Below are 21,240 nucleotides of genomic sequence, written 5' to 3' on the forward strand. Positions count from 1 at the left end.
CTCCTCACGCCTCTGCGGAAAGAACGGCGACGCCCTCGCCGCGCTGGTGTCCGACTGTCGTTACGACGGCGGCTTTCGTGCCCGCCTTCATCGGCGCTTCATGAGCAGCGTCGAAGGGCGGAACCTTGGCCTTGGTATCGATGGCAAGGGCTGCGAGCGCCAGTCCCAGCGGGAAATGCGCCTCGATCGTGTGACCGGAAACGCCGCCGAAACCGCGGATCGCAGCGCCGGGAAGCTGATGTTCCAGCACCGCCTTTTCGCGGGCGGCGATTTCATGCATGCCGGTCGAGCCGGAGAAGATCGCCGTCGCCTCTGGCGGCAGCTCGGCGGCAGGCTTCAGCAGCCGCTCCATGCGCAGTTCGAAATTGCCGCCGCTACGGCTGCCGCGGTCGCCTTCGACAGCGCTGATCGTCGCATAGATATGCGCGCCGCGCTCTTCCGCATGCTTGCGCGATTCCAGCACCAGGAAGGCGCCGGCCGAACCAGTGATCATACCGCCGCCTTCGAGGCCGGAGCGCGACCAGAGCGGCGCCCATTCGTCGCGCGTATGCGCGCCGATCGCTTCAGTGAGCAGGATCATGTCGGGACGTTCGGCAGCAAAGGCGCCGCCGACGAGTGCGTGGGTGGATTCACCGGACCGGATGCGCCAGAAGGCCGTCTCGACGGCGGAAACGCCTGAAGCTTCCTCGCCCATGAAGGTGCGCGAGGAGCCGGTCACCTTGTGAACGATGGAGATGTTGCCGGCCAGCAGGTTGGAAAGCTGCGCCAGGAACAGCGTCGGCCTGAGCTCCGTCGTCAGCTTCTCGTTGAGCAGCAGCTCGCGGTCGTTGCGCTTCAGGCCCTCGTCGACGATCAGCGTATCGACATTGATGTCGCGCTCGCCGCCGCCGGCCGCCACGATCATGTCCATCGTGCCGCAGGCCTCGATATTGTCCTTGAAGCCGGCATCGTCGAGCGCAAGCCCTGCGGCGAAGACGCCGATGCGCTGCCAGTTTTCCATCTGGCGCTGGTCGCCGCGCTTGGCGATCTGCTGCGACCAGTCGATCTCGGGCAGCGGATGCACCGGATAGGGTTTGAACTTCTCGGTCTCGACCACCGTATTCGGCGCGCCTTCGGCCGAAAGCAGCGCGATATGCGCCTCCTTGCCGACGCCCTGACAGGTAACGATGCCGACGCCCGAAATGACGACGTCGTTTGCAGCCTTGCTCATCCAATCACTCCCTGCGCTGCGATCGCTTCGAGAAGCCCGACTTCGCCGGCGCGTTTTTTCACGATATCGCCGAGCGGCACCTCGCTGAAGGGCATAGTGCGCAGTTTCAGCTGCGCATCGCAGACCTTCTTGCCGCCGCTGGTGATCTTGGCCTTGGTGACCGCGAAACCGGAACCGTCGTGCTCCAGCACCGCCTCGATATCGAGCACGGCTTCCGGCTCGACGAAGGTGCGCATCTTGGCGCCGTCAACCGACATCAGGAAGGGCATGGCGGCGAAATTGGTGGCTGCAAGCACCAGCATGCCGGAGGCCTGCGCCATGGTCTCGATCAAAAGCACGCCGGGAACGAGCGGCATGCCGGGAAAATGGCCTTCGAAAACGGGGCTTTTGGCCGGCACGACGGATCGCGCCGCAAGCGTGCCCTTCTTCAGGTCCACCGCTTCGACGCGGTCAATCATCTGGAAATATTCCAGCAGCATTCGGATCCTCCGGCCCGACGGGCAAAATCCGCCCGCCGGTGACGCCTACTTAGGAACGAAACCGCCCGGCCGCCATATCAAGGGCGGCAGGGCGTTCAAAAAAGACTGATATGTGCTCAGGCCTTGGCTGCTTTGAGCTCGTCAATCTTGGCACAGAGGTTCTTCAGCACGAAATATTCTTCGGTGGAAACCTTGCCTTCGTTGACTTCCTGCGTCCACTTTTCGAGCGGGATCTTGATGCCGAATTCCTTGTCGATCGCAAAGACGATGTCGAGGAAATCGAGGCTGTCGATACCGAGGTCGTCGATCGTATGGCTCTCCGGCGTGATCGTGGCACGATCGATCTCGCTGGTTTCTGCAATAATGTCGGCAACTTTATCGAATGTAGCGGTCACGCGCTGTACCTCATGAAATGACGATTTAAACCCCCTCATAGGCAAATCCATTTCAAAAGCCAATGCTTTCGTCCGGGCGTTGCGGCAATTTGGCAATCGGGTGTTGCCTAAACAGCAATGGAGTGCCGGACGCTCCAGCGTGTTGCGCGAATCCCGAAAGGCGATGCAGGGCCCTCCCGGCGCGAGATGGGAGGCTGTCCGAATCAAATAGGTGACGCGCTCGATGCGACCAACATCCGGATCTGAGTTTGATCTGGATCAAATCGCGACGCCGGTCATTTGATAATCATCAAACCGCGCTGGAAGAAATGGAGATCGCGGTCCGGGCATGTCTCGCCATGCGCCGGATTTTCGAAGGGATCAGGACATGGACATCGCACGCAGTGAGGTTTTCGAGGCCGGCACGCCCATCGCGTGCCGCTCCTGCCAGGCGCGGCACGGCGTCGTCTGCGGCGCCTTGTCGAACGCCCAGCTGAAGGAGCTAAACCGCCACTCCCTGCGCCGCAAGGTCGAAGCCGGGTCGGAGATCATTGCCCAAGGCTCGGAGAGCTCATTCTACTCGAACATCATGCGCGGCGTGGTCAAGCTCTGCAAGATGATGCCGGATGGGCGCCAGCAGATTGTCGGCCTGCAGTTCGCTCCCGATTTCGTCGGCAGGCCCTTCGTGCGTGAAAGCACGCTGTCGGCCGAAGCGGCCACCGATGCCGAAATCTGTGTCTTCCCGCGCAACCTGCTCGACCGCATGATAGCGGAGACGCCGGAGCTGCAGCGCAGCCTGCACGATCAGGCACTCAACGAGCTGGATGCGGCGCGCGAATGGATGCTGACGCTCGGCCGCCGCACGGCGGAGGAGAAGGTCGCAAGTCTGCTCCATCTCATCGCCACCCATGCCGAGCCGCAGACCGCCATCAGCGCCGCCTTCGACCTGCCGCTGTCGCGCGCCGAAATCGCCGATTTTCTCGGGCTGACGATCGAAACCGTGAGCCGGCAGATGACCAGACTGCGCAAGCGGGGTGTCATCCTGATCGAGAACTCCAGACATATCGTCGTTCCGGATATGGATGAGCTGGAGAAGATCAGCGCGTAAGGCGATCAGACGCCGAATTCGGGTTCAGGCGCTGATCCGGGATCAGCGCGTAACGGGATCGCGCGCCGATTCGAGGTCAGGCGCAGATCCGGGATCGGCGCGTAACGAGATCGGACGCCGAATTCAGGTTCAGATCAGCGCGTGATGACCACCCGGGTATTGGCGAGACCTGCCTGCCGCGCCAGCGAAAAGAACTCCGCCGCATTGTCGGGATGCAGGCGAACACAGCCATGCGAGGCCGGCCTGCCGAGACGCTTCAGATCGAAGGTGGCGTGAACGGCGTAACCACCGTTGAAAAATACGGCGTAAGGCATCGGCGCGTTGTCGTATTTGCGGGAGCGGTGATCGCGTGACAGCCATTTGGCGCTCCACGAGCCGGTCGGCGTGACATAACCGTTGCGCGCGGTCGAAACCTTCCAGCGATACTTGACGAAACCGTTCTCGGTGACGGTCATCGTCTGCTTGCCGATGCTGATATTGGCAACCAGCGTTGCTGCCTCAGCCACAACCGGAGAAAACTGCAGCAATAAACTTGCGGCCGCGGCCGCAAAAATCGTCTTCATGATAACCCCTCTTCGCACCCGCGCGTTTGATTGCGCCCTCACGACAGAGAGACTACGACGATACTTATTATATAGCTTTAACCCGAATGGTAATCACAATTCTAACGAGCGAAAGCGTGACAGAGACGCCGCAAGGGGGCGGCGCTTGTTCACTGAAGCTTACGCGCCGCCGACGGCCGCTTGAGCTGCTGATAGGCCTTGTTCATCTTCTCGCGGATCGAGGCCATCGTCCCGAGATTATGGCCGCACGCCGCGCAGCTGATGATGTCGGTCTCCCGGATCTCGGGGCGCTCGAATTTCATCTTGGTGCTCTTGCACTTCGGGCACGGCAATTCAACCTGGACTGTCATTGCTCTTTTCCGGTTTGATGGAGATAGGAGGCGCTTCGCATAAACCTTTGCGGCGGGAGTGTCCACTGCGGTGCCTCACGGCACATCCTACAAGAAACATAAAAACAATCCGAAGATCAGACCGGTAAGCACCATGCAGCTGGCATAGAACACCGACACACCGTCCTCGATATCGCCGGCGGTGGCAACGTCCCGGCCGGCGTTGTTGATCATCGGCTCAGTCACGATGACACCGCCATAGATGCGCGGACCGGCGAGCTGGACGTTGAGAGCACCGGCCATTGCCGCCTCCGGCCGGCCGGAATTCGGCGAGCGGTGCAGGCCACCGTCGCGCATCGCCACCCGGATCGCCTCGCGGCAGGGGCTCATGCCGCGCCGGATCCAGGCGCCGGCGGCGATCAATAGGACGGAGAGCCGGGCGGCCGGCCAGTTGGCGATATCGTCCAGCCGAGCCGCGGCCCAGCCGAAATCGATGTATTTTTCCGACCTGTGGCCGATCATCGAATCCGCCGTGTTCAGCATCTTGTAAGCGAGCAGGCCCGGCAACCCGAGGACGGCATACCAAAGGGCCGGCGCCACGACGCCGTCGGAGAAATTTTCTGCAAGGCTTTCGATCGCCGCGCGGCAGACGGCCGGCTCGTCGAGTGTCTCCGGATCGCGCCCGACGATGCGGGAGACGGCGTTCCGGCCGCCGGCAAGCCCCTCGCCGCGCAAGGCCGTAGCGACGGCCGCGACATGATCGGCCAGGCTCTTTTGCGCCAAGAAGATCGCCACCAGCCCGGCCTCCAGCACGAGGCCGGCAAGGCCGAAGAGCGCGAAAAACCGGTCGAACACGAAGCCTGCAGCGATCGACAACACAAGCAGCGCCAGGATCGCCGCAACGCCGTTCATCCGGCGCTGAGAGCCCGTGAGGCTTGAGGGATTGAGCTGCTGATCGGCGTAAGAGATCGCCGCGCCGAAGATGACGACGGGATGCGGCACCCGCGACCACAGCCATTGCGGATCGCCGACGATCCGGTCGAGCAGCAGCGCCAGAAGCAGCACGAGGAGGTTTTCGTCGATCATCATCGCTCAAATCCTTGAAGGGCTGCGCCAAGCCGTCTGTCCGCCGCCGCATCGGGCGTCAACCCGAAACGCAGCCAATCCGGCGCATAATCGAACTTGCGGACGAGAATATGATGCCGGCAAAGATGCGTGTAAATGTCGCTCGCCCTGGGATCGGCGACAAGCGTGAACAACGCCGTTCCCCCCCTGCTCCGCAACCCGGCAGCGCTTAGTGCCGCCTGCAGCGCGCCGCTGCGTTCATCGAGAGAGCGGCGGATCGCAGCCACATCCGAACCAAGCAGCGAGGCGGCAAGCGACAGCGCCGGGCCGGAGACCGCCCAGGGGCCAAGCCAGTCCTCGAACCGCGCGAGAATATCCTCGCGCGCGATTGCAAAACCGAGCCGCAGGCCGGCAAGCCCGAAGAACTTGCCGAACGAACGGAAGATTATCAGGTTGGGAAGGTCTTGCGCGCGGGCTGCGAGGCTCAGCGCCGGATCGGCATCCCCGAAAGCCTCGTCGACAACAAGCAGCCCATTTGCCGATTTCATCCTGTCGTGCAGAGCTGCCAACGCTTCGGCCGGCCATACCCGCCCGTCGGGATTGTTCGGATTGACGACAACGGCAAGCCGATATTGGCCGCCGATCGCAGCGATATCGTCGACCGCGTCGACGGCAAAACCGGCCGAGGCGAAGGCGCGCGCATATTCGCCATAAGTCGGCGACACCACGGCAATCCTATTGTCCGTCACGGCGATTTTATCGTCCGTCACGGCGACTTTGTCGTCCGTCACGGCGACCCTATCATCCGTCACAGCGAACTGGCGTCCCCGTCGAAGCAGGCGCGGCAGAAGCTGAATCACCGATTGCGTGCCCGGCACCGGCAGCGGCAGTATCTCGCCGCTGCCATAGTAATGCCGCGCCGCCCGCCTTGCCTCGTCGACCAGATAGCTGTCCGGCAGACGGTGCCAGGCCCTTGTCGGGATCTCCGGCAGGGCGAGCGGGCATGGATTGATGCCGGTGGAAAGGTCGAGCCAGTTCTCTGGCCTGCCGCCAAAAGCGGCGGCTGCGGCGGTGATGCCGCCGCCATGGGCGATCGGCGCGCTCACCCGGCCGCTCTCGCAAGGTCGATCAGATGCATGTAGGAGCCCGCCACCTGGCCGCGCCGGAGCCCGACAGCACCGAGATCAGTGCCGAGCGCATCTTGCGCTGTAAACAGCCGCTTTCCCTCCCCCTCGGAGACGACTGTTGAATAGTGGAATTCATGCGCCGTCATGGTCCGCGCGAAGAAGGCGCCGTCAAGCGGGGTCACACGGCGATAGCCGAGATGGCGCCGGCGCTTGGCATAGCTGGTGACAACAGGCAGCAGGCCGAGCATTTCGTGGCGCCTGCCCTCCGCATCGATCAGCCCATCGCCCAGCACCATATAGCCGCCGCACTCACCGTAGATCCGGATGCCGCGCGCCGCCGCATCGAGCATGCCGGCGCGAAAATTTTGCGCTTGGGAAAGCCGCCCGGCATGCAGCTCGGGATAACCGCCCGGAAGATAGATCGCATCGGCATCAGCGGCCGGCGCCTCGTCGGCAAGCGGCGAGAAAAAGGAGATATCCGCCCCGCGCCGCCGCCAGCCAAGCAGCATATGCTCATAGGAAAAGGCGAAGGCGACATCGCGCGCCACGGCAACCCGGGCGCCGATCGGCATCAGTCGGTCGATATTGGCCGCCGACGGCCGGTTGAGGCCCTGCCTTGCGATGCGCAGCAGAAATTCGAAATTGCACTCCTCGGAAACGGCGTCCGCCGCATGGTCGATGAAATTCTCGAGGGTGGCATGTTCGCCGGCCTGGACGAGGCCGAGATGGCGTTCCGGCAAGGCCAGCGCCCTGTCGCTGCCGATCACCGCGATAACAGGCATGCGAATCGCCTCGAGCGCCTGACGCAGCATCGCCTCGTGCCGCTCGCTGCCGACCTTGTTGAGAATGACGCCGGCAACGCGGACATCGGCGCGGAAACCGGCAAAACCTGATACCAGCGGCGCCACGGACTGCGACATGCGCGAGGCATCGACGACGAGCACGACGGAAAGACCGAGCTGGGCGGCAAGATCGGCCGCCGTCCCCTTCCCGTCAGCCGCCCCGTCGAACAGCCCCATCATCGCCTCGATCACGAGAATGCGGTCGCCGGAACGGTGCAGCGTGGCATTGGCCGAGATCAGCTCCGGGCGCATCGCCCAGGGGTCGAAATTCAGGCAGGGCGTGCCGTTTGCCGCCGCATGGAAGGCGGGATCGATGTAATCGGGCCCGGCCTTTCCCGGCGCGACCGCGATACCGCGCCGGCGAAGCGCCCTCAGCAGCCCAAGCGTTACCGTCGTCTTGCCGGCGCCGGAGGAAGGGGCTGCGATCAGGAGGCCGCTCATGCCGTCACCTTGCCGGAGCGCCCGAAAGGATCAGGCTGCAGCCGCCTGCCTGCAAGGGCGCCGAGCCAGTCGAGCGAAGCCCGCAGCCGCACCACTTCACCGACCACGACGATCGCCGGTGGCTCGAGCCCGGAGGCTTCAGCTGCATCGGTCGCTTCGCCGAGCGTCGTCTCCAGCACCTGTTGCGCGCCGGTCGCCGCGTTGCAGACGAAAGCCACCGGCTCGGACGCCGGGCGGCCCGACGCCATCAGATTGGCGCTGATCTGGGCGATATGCTTCATCGCCATATACATGACGATGACGGGAGAACCCTTGCCGATCGCTTCCCAATTGATCGCATCGGGCACGATCCCGGAGGAATCATGGCCGGTGAGAAAGGTCACGGCATGATTGATCTCCCGATGCGTCACCGGAATGCCGGCATAGGCAAGCCCGCCGATACCGGCGGTAATGCCCGGTACGATGCGGAAGGGGATGTTGTGCTCGACCAGCGTCAGCGCCTCTTCCCCGCCCCGCCCGAAGACGAAGGGATCGCCGCCCTTCAGCCGCAGCACCCGCTTGCCGGCGCGCGCCAGCTCCACCAGCCGGAGCGAAATATCCCGCTGCTTGGCAGACGGCTTGCCGCCGCGTTTTCCGGCATATTCCAGTTCCGCCCCTGGCCGTGCGAGCTTCAGACAGTCCTCGTTGACCAGCGCGTCGTGCACGACCACATCCGCCTCCGCCAATCCCTTGGCGGCAAGCAGCGTCAACAGCCCGGGATCGCCGGGACCGGCGCCGACGAGCCAGACACTGCCCGGCTCCAGCGCCGGCAAATGTGAGAATGCGCTGTTCATCATTTTGTTGATCTAGGCCCACCAAGGATCAAGGTCAACGCCGCCCGCGCCACCTCACTTGAAGTTGCTGAGTTGACGATGATTCACTTTGCGAGGAGGCGGATTCGAATTCTCGGGAAATCCGGACAAGGCTATGAATGTTATAATGAATAACGCTCACCTCCCGCGCGTCGTCATCCTCGGCCTTGTGCCGAGGATCTGCTGCCCTATCGACCGGAAGCAGATGCTCCGGACAGGCCCGAGCATGACGAAAGAGGCGTTGGCGGCCCTTGTCAGCAGGCTGTAACCGACCTTCTACCGTATCAAGCCCGAAGCAACGTATCGCGGATCAGATCGATCACCTTTTCAGACTCGATTCCCGTAGCGACGATCTGGCTCGGCAGGCCGTCCCAGTCGCCCGGCGGGAAGCGGCGGCCGTCCGGTTTGATCACCGTCTGACCATCGGCGATGCCGCCGCAGACGACGCGCACCGCGCCGGTGATGGTGGTGAAAAGCTCAGGCGCCACGACGTAAACGGCGGCGCAGCTGTCATGCACCATCATGCCGTCATCGACCGCATGGGTGTAGAAATCGATGTAATGCTGCGACAGCCCGTCGAGCAGCTTCACCGCGCCGTCGCCCTTGGCCGCCATTGCGCCGAGATAGCTGCGGCTCATCGTGGTGATCGAGGTGACGTCGAGGCCGATGACGACCACCTTCCAAGGCGCCGTCATGACGATATCTGCCGCCTCGGGATCGCCGTGAATATTGGCTTCGGCGACCGGCGAGACATTGCCCGGCACATAGAAATTGCCGCCCATGATGACAACGTCCTTCACCAGGCCGGCAATCTCGGGGTCTTCCTTCAGCGCCATCGCCAGATTGGTCATCCGGCCGACGGCCACCAGCCTGACCTCGCCGGGATTGGCCCGTACCGTGTCGATGATGAAGCGGTGCGCCGGCCGGGGATCGAGCGGCAGGTCGATCGTGTGCGGCACCTCGATATTGCCGAGGCCGTTGTCCCCATGCACCATGGCCGGCCATTCCCGCTCGGCGCGCGCCGCATCGATGGTGACGCTCGCGCCCTTGGCGACGGGTGCCGGAATATCCCATTCACGCTTGAGGAAAAGCGCATTGCGTGTCGTCGTCTCGACCGAGGCATTGCCGAAAACGGTGGTGATGCCGATCACATCGATCTCGGGATGACGGTGCAGGAAAAGAAGCGCCATGGCGTCGTCAACGCCCGGGTCAGTGTCATAAATGACCTTGTGCATGATTGTCCTCTAGATATAAATCGCTGAGCTGCCGGTTGGCGCCGCGAGTTGCCGCCAACATAACGACCGTCAGGGTTTCTGCAAGCCGATGCGGGCAATCGCCGCTGTCGCATGCGCGGATTTGATCTTGCCGAGCATCAGTTCGGCATCCGCGCCGATCGCCGCAAGCGCCGCCGATTCCGCCACGCCATGGCAGCCGACGCGAGCAAAGACGATGGCCGAGGGATTTTTGAGCCGCGGCGTTTCCTGCTCCAGCCGCAGTGCATCGAAGAAAACGGCAGGCACGCCAAAATGCGCCGCAACGGCAAGGATCGCCGGTTCTTGCCCGCGGCTGTCGATGGAAGCGATGGCAGCAAGCTCCGTCCCGCCGATGCCGGCCGCCTTCAACGCCTCGACGGCAAGCACCAGCACCTCCCCGGACGGCGTCCCGCGCTCGCAGCCGAGCCCGAGCACATGTCGCCTCGCGCTATCGAAAGAAATATCACTCATGGAAGCCGTCGAATGCGCCCGCGCTGTGTCCTCGCAGCCATTGCAGCTTGGAGGGGGAAATGCAACAAGCCGGCTGAAAACCCTTCTGGAATAGCCTCTTGCCTGACATCGCCCTCCATCTGCTTCTGCTGCTCTGCGCTGCTGCCTTCTTTGCCGGTTTCGTCGATGCCATCGCCGGCGGCGGCGGCCTCATCACCGTCCCCGCCATGCTGATTGCCGGCATTCCGCCGCTGCAGACGCTCGGCACCAACAAGGTGCAGTCGATCTTCGGCGCCGCCTCGGCAACGCTCGCCTATGCCCGCAAGGGCCATGTGCAACTGCACGAACAGCTGCCGATGGCGCTGATGGCCGTGATGGGCGGGGCGATCGGCGCAGCCCTTGCAACCATCGTGCCAGGACAGGTGCTGCAGGCGATCATGCCGGTGCTGCTCCTGGCGATCGCGATCTTCTTCGCCGTCAAGCCGAACCTCAATGATCTCGACAAACACCGGATCATCACGCCTTTCGTCTTCGGCCTGACCTTGGTGCCGGCCATCGGCTTTTACGACGGCATCTTCGGCCCCGGCACCGGTTCCTTCTTCATGCTCGCCTTCGTCACGCTGGCCGGCTTCGGCGTGCTGAAGGCGACTGCCCATACCAAGCTTCTCAATCTCGGCTCCAACCTCGGCGCGCTCATCGTCTTTGCGAGCTTCGGCGCCATCCTGTGGAAGATCGGCCTGTTGATGGGTATCTGCCAGTTCCTCGGCGCGCAGCTGGGCTCGCGGCTCGCCATGCGCATCGGCGCCAAGCTGATCAAGCCGCTGCTCGTCATCGTCTGCCTGGCCTTGGCGGTAAAGCTGCTCGCCGATCCCGCGAACCCGCTGCGCGTCTGGCTCGGCGCCTAACCGCCGAACCCTCCAAGCGCCTCAGAACTCGACGCCTGCCTGGCCCTTGATCCCCGAGCGGAAGGGATGCTTGATCAGCTCCATCTCGGTCACGAGATCGGCAATCTCGATCAGCTCATCCTTGGCGTTGCGCCCCGTCAGCACGACATGCGTCATGTGGGGCTTCTCGGTTTTCAGGAACGCCACCACCTCGCTGATATCGAGATAGTCGTAGCGCAGTGCGATGTTGATCTCGTCGAGCAACACCATGGAATGGCGCTCGTCGCGGATCAGCTCCTTGGCCTTTTCCCAGGCGGCCGAGGCGGCTGCAACATCGCGGGCGCGGTCCTGCGTTTCCCAGGTAAAACCCTCGCCCATCGTGTGGAACTGGCAGAGATCGGAGAAATGCTTCTCGATCAGATCGCGTTCGCCGGTCCACATCGCTCCCTTGATGAACTGGACAACGGCCGATGGCTTGCCGTGGGCGATATGGCGGAAGATCATGCCGAAGGCGGCCGACGACTTACCCTTGCCCTTGCCGGTATGGACGATGATTAGGCCCTTGCCGTCCGTCTTTGTCGCCATGATCTTGTCGCGTGCAGCCTTCTTCTTCGCCATCTTCTCGGCGTGGCGTGCATCATCCTTGGCCGCTTCGTTTTCCGGAGTTTCGTCGTTCATCGGTGCACCTCATTCAGTTGCGTGGCGGCCAGGTCAAACCGGGCCGAATTGCTGCGCGGCGTCCAGAGCTCGCGGTCGATCGATTCGCGCAGCCGCTCCTTCATCTCGTCGAATGCCGCAGGGTTCTTCTCGACCATGAAATCGCGCACGGCGGGATCGGCGACGAAAGCCTGATAGACCGCTTCGAAATGGTGCGCGCCGACCGCCCCCGTCGTCGCCGCGAAGGCGAAGAGATAATCGACGGTGGCGGCGATTTCGGCCGCTCCCTTGTAGCCATGGCGCATGACGCCGGATATCCATTTCGGATTGACCACCCGCCCGCGCACCACCCGGCCGATCTCTTCCTCCAGCGAACGGATCACCGGCCGCTCGGGTCTCGAATGATCATTATGATAGATTGCCGGACGCGCGCCGCTCAGCGACTCGGCCGCAGCCGCCATGCCACCCTCGAACTGGTAATAGTCGTCGCTGTCGAGCAGGTCATGCTCGCGGTTGTCCTGGTTCTGAATGACGGCTTGCACCGAGCGCAGCCGCTCCTCGAACAAGCCGCGTTCGGCCTTGCCCTCCTCGCCGGCGCCATAGGCATAGCTGCCCCAGACGAGATAGGCCTCGGCGAGATCGGCGCGCCGCTCCCAGCCCTTTTCGTCGATCAGCGCTTGCAACCCGGCACCGTAAGCGCCGGGTTTCGAGCCGAAGACCCGGTAACCCGCCCGCCGTTTCGCCGAGGCGGCGTCGAGACCGGCGGCAGCAAGCCTTGCCGCTTCGCCGCGCATGCGCGCTGCGACCGGATTGTCGGCATCGTCCTCTTCGAGCGCGCCGACGGCGCGAACCGCCTTGTCGAACAAGGCGATCTGCTCGGGAAAAGCGTCGCGAAAGAAGCCGGAAATTCTCAGCGTCACGTCAACGCGAGGCCGCCCAAGCACCGCCGGCGGTATGATCTCATAACCGGTGACCCGCCGCGAGCTCATATCCCAGAGCGGCTTGACGCCGATCAGCGCCAGCGCCTGGGCGATATCGTCGCCGCCGGTGCGCATATTCGACGTCCCCCAGGCCGTCAGGCCGACGGTATCAGGCCATTCGCCGTGGTCCTGCACATAGCGGCGTACCAGCAGTTCTGCCGATTTCCTGCCAAGTTCGTAAGCCGCCGGCGTCGGCACCGCGCGGCTGTCGACCGAATAAAAATTGCGCCCGGTCGGCAGCACATCAGGCCGCCCACGCGTCGGCGCGCCGGAGGGACCAGGGGCCACGAAGCGGCCGTCGAGGCCGGCAAGCAGGCCGGATATCTCCGCCGGGCCGCAGGCGAGGATCGAGGGTTTAAGACGGGTCTCGATCTCGGAGAGCACCGCCTGCGTCGCCGTCCATTCCGCGGGGCAGGCAATCTCCCCGGAGACCAGCCTGGCCGCCAGCAGCTCGATCCGCTCGACGGTGTCACCATTGGTGCGCCAGGGGGCATCCACGAGGTCGGCCAGGATTGGTGGACGTGGGCCGGCCCAGGCAGCGGCCATGTCGCAGTCGAGAGGGTCAAAAGAAGACCCCTCCCCAACCCCTCCCCACAGGTGGGAGGGGCTTGCTGGGCGCGTTGTCTCGTCATCGACTTTGATCTCAGAGGTAACCGCACGCTCAACGGTAAGTCCCTCCCCCTTGTGGGGAGGGGTTGGGGAGGGGTTTTCCAACACATCCCCCGCAATCGCCCGCTGCAAGCTCGCATCCCCGCCCTCACCCAGCCCGCGCGGCACTCGTGCCAGCGCCACGGTCAGATCCGTCAGCAGCCGCCCTTCCGGCGCCACCCCGAAGACATGCAGCCCGTCGCGGATCTGCATTTCCTTGAGGTCGCAGAGATAGGCGTCGAGCTTCTTCAGCGCCTCGCCCTCGCTTTCGCCGCTGATTATGCCGGCATCCCGGTCGAGGCCGATATCGGTGACAAGATCGAGAATCTGCCGGCTGAGCAGCCGGATGCGGCGCGGGTCGCCACCTGAGGCCTCGTAATATTCGTCGACCAGCGCTTCCAGATCCTTGAGCGGTCCATAGCTCTCGGCCCGCGTCAAAGGCGGCGTCAGATGATCGATGATGACGGCGGCGGCCCGCCGCTTGGCCTGTGTGCCCTCGCCCGGATCGTTGACGATAAAGGGATAAAGATGCGGCAGCGGTCCGAGGATGGCCTCGGGATAACAGTTCTCCGACAGCGCCAGCGCCTTGCCCGGCAGCCATTCGAGATTGCCGTGTTTGCCCATATGGATGACGGCGTCGGCGCCGAACTCGCGGCGCAGGAAAGCGTAGAAGGCAAGATAACCGTGCGGCGGCACGAGGTCCGGCGAATGGTAGCTTTCCTTCGGATCGATATTATAGCCGCGCGCCGGCTGAATGCCGACGAGAACGCCGCCGAAGCGGGCGAAAGGCAGGGCGAAGGCGCCGTCGCGAAAATACGGATCGTTCTCTGGTTCGCCCCAGCGGGCCCTCACCTCATCCTGAATCTGATTGGGAAGAGACGCCAGGAAACTGTTGTAACGACTCAAGGATAACGTCTCGCGGATCACCCGGCCGTCATGCCCTGAATTGGTCGGCCCGTGCATCAGATGCCGGATCAGCGCGTCGCCGTCGGCCGGAATATCGGCGGCCGGATACCCCCCTGCTTCCATCGCACGCAGCACCTCGATGCTGCCGGCCGGCGTATCCAGACCGACCCCGTTGCCGAGCCGGCCGTCGCGATTCGGATAATTCGCCATGACGAGGGCGATGCGCCGGTCACGCGCCGACATGGCGCGCAGCCGCGCCCAATTGGCGGCGAGTTCCGCCGTATAGCGCACCCGGCCGGCGTCCGGTTCGCTGGCAACGATGTTCGTCTCGACCGCCGCATCGTAACGCGCCGCCGTCTTGAAGGAGACCGCCCGCGCCAGCACCCGGCCGTCGACCTCGGGCAGCGCCACGTTCATGCCGAGATCGCGCGCCGACAGGCCTTGCGAGGAGGCCGCCCACGCCTCCCGCGACGAGGCCGACAGGATCGCCTGCAGCACCACCGCGCCGTTCGCCTCCAGCACCGTCGGCTGCCGATCGGCGCCGGGTGCCGAGACCGCAAAACCGGTCGTGTTGATTACGACATCGGGTTTCAGCGCCGAAAATACGCTTTCGAGAATGCCTGTGGAGACAGCATCCTTGAGGCTATAGGCAAATACCGGCAGCGGCCGGAAACCAAGTGCCTGCAAGGCTTCGATTATCGCTTCGATGGGGCGGGTTTCGCCGCTTTGGACGAGGGCGCGGTAGAAGCTGATGGCGACGATGGGGGATGTTGTGGGTTCGAGTTCCACCTTCTCCGTCCCACGCTCGGCGGCCGAAGGTGGCGCAACATGCGAACCGGCAACCTGCCACCACTCCTCCACGCCGATCAGCCCCCGCCCCGGCCACCAGATTCCCGCCTTCATCAGCGGCACCGCCGGTGCCGGCTTCTCTCCTCCCGAAAGCATCGCTCCGGCATAATCGAGAAAGGCGCGTGCATTGGCATCGCCGCCCTCGATCAGATAGGCCCACAGGGCATTGAGATCATCGAGCCCGATGTTGGAAAACGGTGTCAGCCCCGCATCCGGCCTGGCGTCACCCGGCAGCACGGCGATCAGCGCGCCGCTGCGGGCCGCACAGGCATGCAGCGCCTCCAGCGCATAATGGAAATAGCTGGCGCCGCCGAGTGCGCGCACGATGATGAGCTTCGCATGCCGTGCCGTGCGCTCGACATAGGTATCGACCGACATCGGATGTTTCAGGCTCATCAGGCTGGCGAGCCTCAGCGACGGCGCCCCACCCCGCGCGCGATGGGCGGCCGCGATCGCCGCCAGCTCGCTGTCGGCGGCCGACAGGAACAGGATATCGCCCGGCGTCTGCCCGAGGTCGATTGCCTCCTCGCCGTCGCTGATCGTTCCCTGCTGGGCCAGAAGCAGATGCATCGGTTAAGCCAGCGCCTCGATCGCCGTTCTCACGGCGTCCTCATCCATCTCATGCAGGCCGATGACGACGAGGCGCGTGGCGCGCCTTTCACCGGCTGCCCAGGCACGATCGAAATAGTGATCGATGCGGCTGCCGACCGCCTGAAGCTGCAGGCGCATCGGCTTCCCGGAAACGTCGACAAAGCCCTTGAGACGCAACACGTCGTGGGCAGCGATGATCGTCTTCAGCCGCTCGACGAAGCCGGCAACATCGACGATCGGGCCGAGCTCGACGACGAAGCTGTCGAACTCGTCGTGATCGTGCGGCGTGCCGTCCTCATGCTCCAGTTCGTGGTGCGACTTGCGGTTAGCGAGATCATTCTCCGTGCCGATACCGAGGCCGAGCAGGATGCCGGCCGGCACCTCGCCGTTTCTCGCCTCGATCATCACGGGCTTGCGCTGGGTGCGGGAAGCGACCTCGTCGCGCACGCGGCCGAGACCGGCCACATCGATCAGATCGGTCTTGTTGAGCACGATCAGATCGGCGCAGGTGAGCTGATCCTCGAACAGCTCCTCGATCGGGCTTTCGTGATCGAGCGATTCATCCTCGCTGCGCGCCGCCTCGACGGCATCGTGGTCGTCGGCAAAGCGGCCGGCAGCGACAGCCGCGCTGTCGACCACGGTGATGACGCCGTCGACGGTCACCTGGGTGCGGATGTCAGGCCAGTTGAAGGCGGCGACCAGCGGCTGCGGCAAGGCGAGGCCCGAGGTTTCGATGACGATATGGTCGGGCCGCTGTTCGCGCTCGAGCAGCTTTGTCATCGTCGGAATGAAATCGTCGGCAACGGTGCAGCAGATGCAGCCATTGGTCAGCTCGATGATGTCGTCCTCGCTGCAGTTTTCGGCACCGCAGCCCTTCAGCACGTCGCCATCGACGCCGAGATCGCCGAACTCGTTGATGATGAGCGCGATTTTTTTGCCGCCTGCATTGGTCAGCAGGTTGCGGATCATCGTCGTCTTGCCGGCACCGAGAAAGCCGGTGATGACGGTTGCGGGAATCTTCTGGTTCATGAAACTTTAACCCTTCATTTTCAGCGGCAGGCCTGCCGCGATGAAATAGACTTCGGCGGCCTTCGCCGCGATCATCTGGTGGAGACGGCCGGCATGATCGCGAAAATCCCGCGCCATGCGATTTTCCGGCACGATGCCGAGCCCGACTTCGTTGGAGACGAAGACCAGCCGCGCCTTTGCTTGCCCCACGAAATCGACGAGCCCTGCAAATTCCGCTGCCATGTCGCGCTCTTCCATCATCAGGTTGGTGACCCAGAGCGTCAGGCAGTCGATGAGCACCACACGGTCCTCGCCGTCGATGGCCGCAAGCTTGCCGACAAGATCGAGCGGCTCCTCATGCGTTGTCCAGGACGGGCCGCGATCAGCCCTGTGCTGGTCGATACGCGCCTGCATCTCCTCGTCCCATGCCCGGCCGGTCGCGACGTAATGGCACCCGAGGCCGCTCGATGTGACGAGGTTTTCGGCGAAGCGGGATTTCCCAGAGCGCGCGCCACCGAGGACGAGGGTGGAATTGGCGACGAGATCGGTCATGCCGCGACACTCCCGCTACGGAGGGCGGTGCTTCGATTTGCTCCGCGTATACTATAGTTGGCCGACGAGGACGTAATACCCCCCTCTGTCCTGCCGGACATCTCCCCCACAGGTGGGGAGATCGGCAAGTGGCATGACCTTCGCCCAACATCGATCGTTTGGGGAAGCCGGTGCGCCGATCCGATCTCCCCCCTTCTGGGGGAGATGTCCGGCAGGACAGAGGGGGGTGCCACATACTCGACGCAGGAGGCCGAAAGCCCGCCATCTGCCGCACCAGGCCGCGCCGAATTCAAACGTTCAGCCAAAACAACCTCCGTGCTGGCAGCGGGTCTCTTACCCAGGGTGGGCTTTTCGCCCGGCACGGAAGGCAGGTCTCCTGGCTCGCGGTTATCGGCCGCGATCGGGGCGGACCGGAAACCGGTCGCCCCTGATCGTGCCGGCGGATCCGCCTCGCCTTCCCGGCTGCATCGGTGAAAAGGTGGACGATTCGTAGAAATAGAGGCGTCCGACCCCGGTTGATCACCATGCATTTCCAGTGGCTTTTCCGGCACATCACCCGTCCCGCTTGCCTGCACGATTGCAGGCCGCCGGCCGGAAGGGCTCGATGCCGGATGGAAGACCCTGACCGCTCTACAGTCGCGGGGTCGGCTGTGATGAAGGCGCCCGGCTTGGGTCCGCCCCGTCACATTCCCTTTTCATCCGGAAGGGCAACTGCCAATCCGGAACCATCCGTTATGTCAGGATGGTCAGGCGACCATCCGTTGAGGGATGGTTAGGCAAGCCAGAGGATAGAGTCAACCGGCGTTGACGCCCGAGGCGACGGGCGGGGATAGAAAGCTTCCAACAATACGACTTACTCTACCGAAAACATCGTCTTTAATCAGAGACTTACATCATAAAAATTTGTCCCCCGCGCCGGCTTTTCGCCGCAATTGCATCGCAAGCGGACAGCACCGCCGCCCTTGACCGGGCCTCTCCCCGCCTAGTTGTCTAGCCATGCTTATGAAATTGGATCGGCGCCGTTTCCGCGCGCTGCGTGTTTTCTTCGACCCGGGACGGCTGCGCGCGCTGACCCGCCGCAGCGAAGTCGGCCTGTCGCTGGCAGGCGCCGTCGTCGGCATCGCCTCGGGGCTTGCCGTCACCGGCATGAGCTACGTTTCCAATGAGCTGCACCAGTTGGTCTTCGGCATCGCCGACACCGAAAGGCTGAGCGCGTCGGTCATCGAGGACAAGATGCTGCTGCTCACCGCGCCGGTCGTCGGCGGCGTTCTGCTCGGCATGCTGCTCCTGGTGCTCGCCAAACGGCGCAAGAAGCCGATGGTCGATCCGATCGAGGCCAATGCGCTGCATGGTGGCCGTCTCTCCCTGACCGACAGCATCATCGTCGCCGTCCAGAACCTGATCTCCAACGGCTTCGGCGCCTCCGTCGGCCTAGAGGCCGGCTATACCCAGCTTGCCGCCGGCATTGCCTCCAAGTTCGGCCTGAAGCTGCAGCTGCGCCGCTCGGACCTGCGCATTCTCGTCGGCTGCGGTGCGGCCGGCGCCATCGCCGCCGCCTTCAACGCGCCGCTGACCGGCGCGTTCTACGCCTTCGAGCTGATCATCGGCACCTATACGATCGTCTCGCTGACCCCGGTCGTCGTCTCCGCCCTCGTTTCCACCCTCATCGCGAGATTGCTTGCCGAAGGCGATTTCACCATCGATATCGGCAGTTTCGGCTCCGTCGTTCCAGCCGATTATGTCCCGGCGCTGCTGCTCGGCGTCTTCTGCGCCGGCGTTGGCATTCTTCTCATGCAGGGCGTGGCCTTCGTCGAGGAGCTTGCGCGCAAAAGCTCGATCGCCCCGCCCTTTCGCCCGGCGCTCGGCGGCATCATCGTCGGACTTCTCGCGATGATCTCGCCGCAGGTGCTATCGGCCGGTCACGGCGCACTGCACCTCAACCTTTCCCGCGACGTGACGATCCCGGCCCTGATCAGCCTCTTTCTGCTGAAATCGCTGGCCTCGGCAATTTCGATCGGTTCCGGCTTCAGGGGCGGCCTGTTTTTCGCCTCGCTGTTCATGGGCGCCCTGCTCGGCAAGCTCTTTGCCTATTGCGGTCCCTATTTCGCCGATGCCACGCTGACGCCGGTCATCTATGCCGTGGTCGGGATGAGTTCGCTCGCCGTCGCTGTCATCGGCGGACCGCTGACGATGACCTTCCTGGCGCTCGAGATCACCGGCGATTTTCCGATCACGGCGCTGGTGCTTGCCGCCGTCATCACCTCCTCGCTCGTCGTGCGCTCGACCTTCGGCTATTCCTTCGCCACCTGGCGCTTCCATCTGCGCGGCGAAAGCATCCGCAGCGCCCACGACGTCGGCTGGATCCGCAACCTGACGGTGAACAAGCTGATGCGCGCCGACGTCAAGACCGCAAAGGCGGGCATCTCCTTGGAGGAGTTCAAGACGGCCTTCCCGATCGGCTCGACCCAGCGTGTCATTCTCGTCGAGGAGAACGACAAATATGCCGGGCTCGTGCTGGTGCCCGAAATCTACGCCAACCCGACCGATGTCCAGGACGAGGGCCAGACGCTTGCCGATTTCGTCCGCTACCGCAATGATTTCCTGCAGCCGCAGATGAACGCCAGGCAGGCGGCGGCGATCTTCGACAAGAGCGAAAGCGAAGCGCTTGCCGTCGTCAACAATCTGATCGAGCGCAAGGTGGTCGGCCAGCTCAGCGAAAGCCACACGCTGCGCCGCTACAGCGAAGAACTCGATCGCCGCCGCCGCGAGGTATCGGGCGAGATCTGAGCCGCTACGAGGCGGCGCCGGCAAGCCTGAAGACGTCGGCCCTCTTCGAAACGCCGCGCAGCTCGAAAGACCCGAGATAGTCACAGGGCACGGCACAGGTCGCCGCGAAGCTCTCCGACAGCAGCAGGTGCTGCTCAAGCATTCCGCACAGCTTTTCCAGCCGCGAAGCCTCGTTGACGGCTCTGCCGATCACCGTGAAGTCCAGCCTGCCGTGAGCGCCGACATTTCCGTAGAAAACCTCGCCGAGATGCAAGACGACATCGATACCGATATCCGGCCCCCCGTTGCGCGTGCGCTCGCGATTGAGCTCTTCGTTTGCCTTCAGCAGATTTTGGGCCGAAGTCAGCGCCGCCTTGCAGGCCTTCTGCGGGTCATCGGCCTCCGTCGGAAAAATCGCCAGGACGCTGTCACCCATGAATTTCAGAATCTCGCCGGAATTTTCCTCGACATGCCGGTCGATCAGCTCGAAATGCTCGTTGAGAAACCCGACGATCTCCGCAGGCTGATAGATTTCGGTCAGCGCCGTGAAATTGCGCAGGTCGGCGAGCAGGATGGCGGCATCGATGGAGCCGCCCATTCCCCTGCGGGTTTCGCCTGCCAGGATACGCGCACTCGTTCTGGCGCCGGTATAGACCGCGAGGATTTCCGTCGCGGTCTTCGAAACCGCGACACGGTAGGCGGCCAACCCCAGAGCCGGCAGCAGCTCCTGGATGATCGCCAGTTGGTCGTCAGAAAATCCGCCGGGCGCATCGCTGGTGAGCGAAAAGCCCAGTCCGCGTAGCGCGACCTCCTTCGGGAATTCGAAAATGCTGATGACGTGATCCGTGCCGCCGGCAAGCGCGAATTCGTGAAGCTCGGCATACTGGAGCCCCTCGCCTTTCGCCAGGTTCCATCGCCCGGTTTTTTCGCCGCGGCTCAAAAGGTGAAAGATCGGCGTCATCTCGAAGCTGCGTTCCGTCTCGCTGCCATGCTCCGCATTCTCGAGAACGATTGCACCGCCCCGCTCGAAATTGGCGGCGACGCCGCGATACATGGGATGGAGGGAAGGCATTCTGATGCTCGCACGCCAGATCGGAATGCCGGCCGCAATCAGCCGGTCGCATAGACCGGCGACGAGGTCGCCAATATGCTCACAGGTGATTCCCTGCTCGATAAGCCACTGAATATGATCGTTAATTTTTTCAATCTCCGAATGAGGGCGACAAGCTGAAGGAATCTTTCGGACCGTCGAGGCTCGCAGCCTAAATCGCCGGACAGGCGATGAAAGAGCGATATCGCGCGCTTCC

General features: G+C 63.5%; 19 protein-coding genes and 1 riboswitch. Of the genes, 3 read left to right on the forward strand and 16 right to left on the reverse strand.

Translation table 11 applies throughout. The features are described 5' to 3' along the window. Window positions 1-4: 4 nt before the first annotated feature. From CO671_RS06735 to CO671_RS06745, 3 genes are all read right to left on the reverse strand, one after another. Complete coding sequence (locus CO671_RS06735) at window positions 5-1,210, reverse strand: beta-ketoacyl-ACP synthase (protein WP_097605287.1); 1,206 nt, start codon at window positions 1,208-1,210, stop codon at window positions 5-7. Next, complete coding sequence (locus CO671_RS06740) at window positions 1,207-1,689, reverse strand: 3-hydroxyacyl-ACP dehydratase FabZ family protein (protein ID WP_088673672.1); 483 nt, start codon at window positions 1,687-1,689, stop codon at window positions 1,207-1,209. Before CO671_RS06740 ends, CO671_RS06735 begins: the two co-directional genes overlap by 4 nt. A 116-nt stretch (window positions 1,690-1,805) precedes the next feature. After that, window positions 1,806-2,084 carry an acyl carrier protein gene (locus tag CO671_RS06745; protein WP_003540486.1) on the reverse strand — a complete coding sequence of 93 codons (279 nt, stop codon included), beginning with the start codon at window positions 2,082-2,084 and terminating at the stop codon, window positions 1,806-1,808. A 367-nt stretch (window positions 2,085-2,451) separates the two neighbouring features. Between CO671_RS06745 and CO671_RS06750 the strand changes: the two genes are divergently transcribed. After that, complete coding sequence (locus CO671_RS06750; RefSeq protein ID WP_077989426.1) at window positions 2,452-3,171, forward strand: Crp/Fnr family transcriptional regulator; 720 nt, start codon at window positions 2,452-2,454, stop codon at window positions 3,169-3,171. 134 nt (window positions 3,172-3,305) lie between these two features. On the opposite strand, the gene CO671_RS06755 is transcribed toward CO671_RS06750, so the two are convergent. The 8 genes from CO671_RS06755 to CO671_RS06790 form a co-directional block, all read right to left on the reverse strand. Continuing rightward, the gene (locus tag CO671_RS06755) at window positions 3,306-3,734 is read right to left on the reverse strand and encodes a L,D-transpeptidase (protein WP_077989320.1); all 429 of its coding nucleotides are present in this window, start codon (window positions 3,732-3,734) and stop codon (window positions 3,306-3,308) included. Between the two features lie 149 nt (window positions 3,735-3,883). Beyond that, the gene (locus CO671_RS06760; protein WP_077989321.1) at window positions 3,884-4,084 is read right to left on the reverse strand and encodes a hypothetical protein; all 201 of its coding nucleotides are present in this window, start codon (window positions 4,082-4,084) and stop codon (window positions 3,884-3,886) included. Window positions 4,085-4,171: 87 nt separating this feature from the next. Next, complete coding sequence (gene cbiB / locus CO671_RS06765) at window positions 4,172-5,152, reverse strand: adenosylcobinamide-phosphate synthase CbiB (RefSeq protein WP_077989322.1); 981 nt, start codon at window positions 5,150-5,152, stop codon at window positions 4,172-4,174. Continuing rightward, window positions 5,149-6,234, reverse strand: coding sequence for a threonine-phosphate decarboxylase (locus tag CO671_RS06770; RefSeq protein WP_097605288.1), 1,086 nt, complete (start codon window positions 6,232-6,234; stop codon window positions 5,149-5,151). The genes cbiB and CO671_RS06770 overlap by 4 nt, the downstream gene beginning before the upstream one ends. Next, the gene (locus CO671_RS06775; RefSeq protein WP_097605289.1) at window positions 6,231-7,538 is read right to left on the reverse strand and encodes a cobyrinate a,c-diamide synthase; all 1,308 of its coding nucleotides are present in this window, start codon (window positions 7,536-7,538) and stop codon (window positions 6,231-6,233) included. Before CO671_RS06775 ends, CO671_RS06770 begins: the two co-directional genes overlap by 4 nt. After that, window positions 7,535-8,374: a uroporphyrinogen-III C-methyltransferase gene (gene cobA, locus CO671_RS06780; protein ID WP_077989325.1), complete on the reverse strand. Its 840-nt coding sequence runs from the start codon at window positions 8,372-8,374 to the stop codon at window positions 7,535-7,537. The genes CO671_RS06775 and cobA overlap by 4 nt, the downstream gene beginning before the upstream one ends. A gap of 299 nt (window positions 8,375-8,673) precedes the next feature. Then, window positions 8,674-9,624 carry a nucleoside hydrolase gene (locus tag CO671_RS06785; RefSeq protein ID WP_097605290.1) on the reverse strand — a complete coding sequence of 317 codons (951 nt, stop codon included), beginning with the start codon at window positions 9,622-9,624 and terminating at the stop codon, window positions 8,674-8,676. A gap of 69 nt (window positions 9,625-9,693) precedes the next feature. Then, the gene (locus CO671_RS06790; protein ID WP_097605291.1) at window positions 9,694-10,113 is read right to left on the reverse strand and encodes a cobalamin biosynthesis protein; all 420 of its coding nucleotides are present in this window, start codon (window positions 10,111-10,113) and stop codon (window positions 9,694-9,696) included. 98 nt (window positions 10,114-10,211) lie between these two features. On the opposite strand from CO671_RS06790, the gene CO671_RS06795 reads away from it, so the two are divergent. Then, window positions 10,212-10,997: a TSUP family transporter gene (locus tag CO671_RS06795; protein WP_097605292.1), complete on the forward strand. Its 786-nt coding sequence runs from the start codon at window positions 10,212-10,214 to the stop codon at window positions 10,995-10,997. A gap of 21 nt (window positions 10,998-11,018) precedes the next feature. Here CO671_RS06795 and cobO read toward each other — a convergent pair whose 3' ends face one another. The 4 genes from cobO to cobU are packed head-to-tail and all read right to left on the reverse strand — an operon-like array spanning window position 11,019 to window position 17,167. Then, window positions 11,019-11,654 carry a cob(I)yrinic acid a,c-diamide adenosyltransferase gene (gene cobO / locus CO671_RS06800; protein ID WP_097605293.1) on the reverse strand — a complete coding sequence of 212 codons (636 nt, stop codon included), beginning with the start codon at window positions 11,652-11,654 and terminating at the stop codon, window positions 11,019-11,021. After that, on the reverse strand, window positions 11,651-15,586 hold the full coding sequence (cobN, locus tag CO671_RS06805; RefSeq protein ID WP_097605294.1) for a cobaltochelatase subunit CobN: 3,936 nt from the start codon (window positions 15,584-15,586) through the stop codon (window positions 11,651-11,653). The genes cobO and cobN overlap by 4 nt, the downstream gene beginning before the upstream one ends. Before the next feature lie 3 nt (window positions 15,587-15,589). Further along, window positions 15,590-16,636 (reverse strand): cobalamin biosynthesis protein CobW, encoded by a 1,047-nt coding sequence (gene cobW / locus CO671_RS06810; RefSeq protein WP_097605295.1) that lies wholly within the window; start codon window positions 16,634-16,636, stop codon window positions 15,590-15,592. A 6-nt stretch (window positions 16,637-16,642) separates the two neighbouring features. Further along, window positions 16,643-17,167, reverse strand: coding sequence for a bifunctional adenosylcobinamide kinase/adenosylcobinamide-phosphate guanylyltransferase (gene cobU, locus CO671_RS06815; protein WP_097605296.1), 525 nt, complete (start codon window positions 17,165-17,167; stop codon window positions 16,643-16,645). 348 nt (window positions 17,168-17,515) lie between these two features. Continuing rightward, a riboswitch (cobalamin riboswitch) is annotated at window positions 17,516-17,912 on the reverse strand. A 251-nt stretch (window positions 17,913-18,163) separates the two neighbouring features. Between cobU and CO671_RS06825 the strand changes: the two genes are divergently transcribed. Then, the gene (locus CO671_RS06825; RefSeq protein ID WP_097605297.1) at window positions 18,164-19,954 is read left to right on the forward strand and encodes a chloride channel protein; all 1,791 of its coding nucleotides are present in this window, start codon (window positions 18,164-18,166) and stop codon (window positions 19,952-19,954) included. Between the two features lie 4 nt (window positions 19,955-19,958). On the opposite strand, the gene CO671_RS06830 is transcribed toward CO671_RS06825, so the two are convergent. Continuing rightward, window positions 19,959-21,194 (reverse strand): adenylate/guanylate cyclase domain-containing protein, encoded by a 1,236-nt coding sequence (locus CO671_RS06830; protein WP_245424954.1) that lies wholly within the window; start codon window positions 21,192-21,194, stop codon window positions 19,959-19,961. Window positions 21,195-21,240 lie beyond the last annotated feature (46 nt).

The sequence above is a fragment of the Rhizobium sp. M10 genome (assembly GCF_002531955.1).
Classification (GTDB): Bacteria; Pseudomonadota; Alphaproteobacteria; order Rhizobiales; family Rhizobiaceae; genus Rhizobium; species Rhizobium etli_C.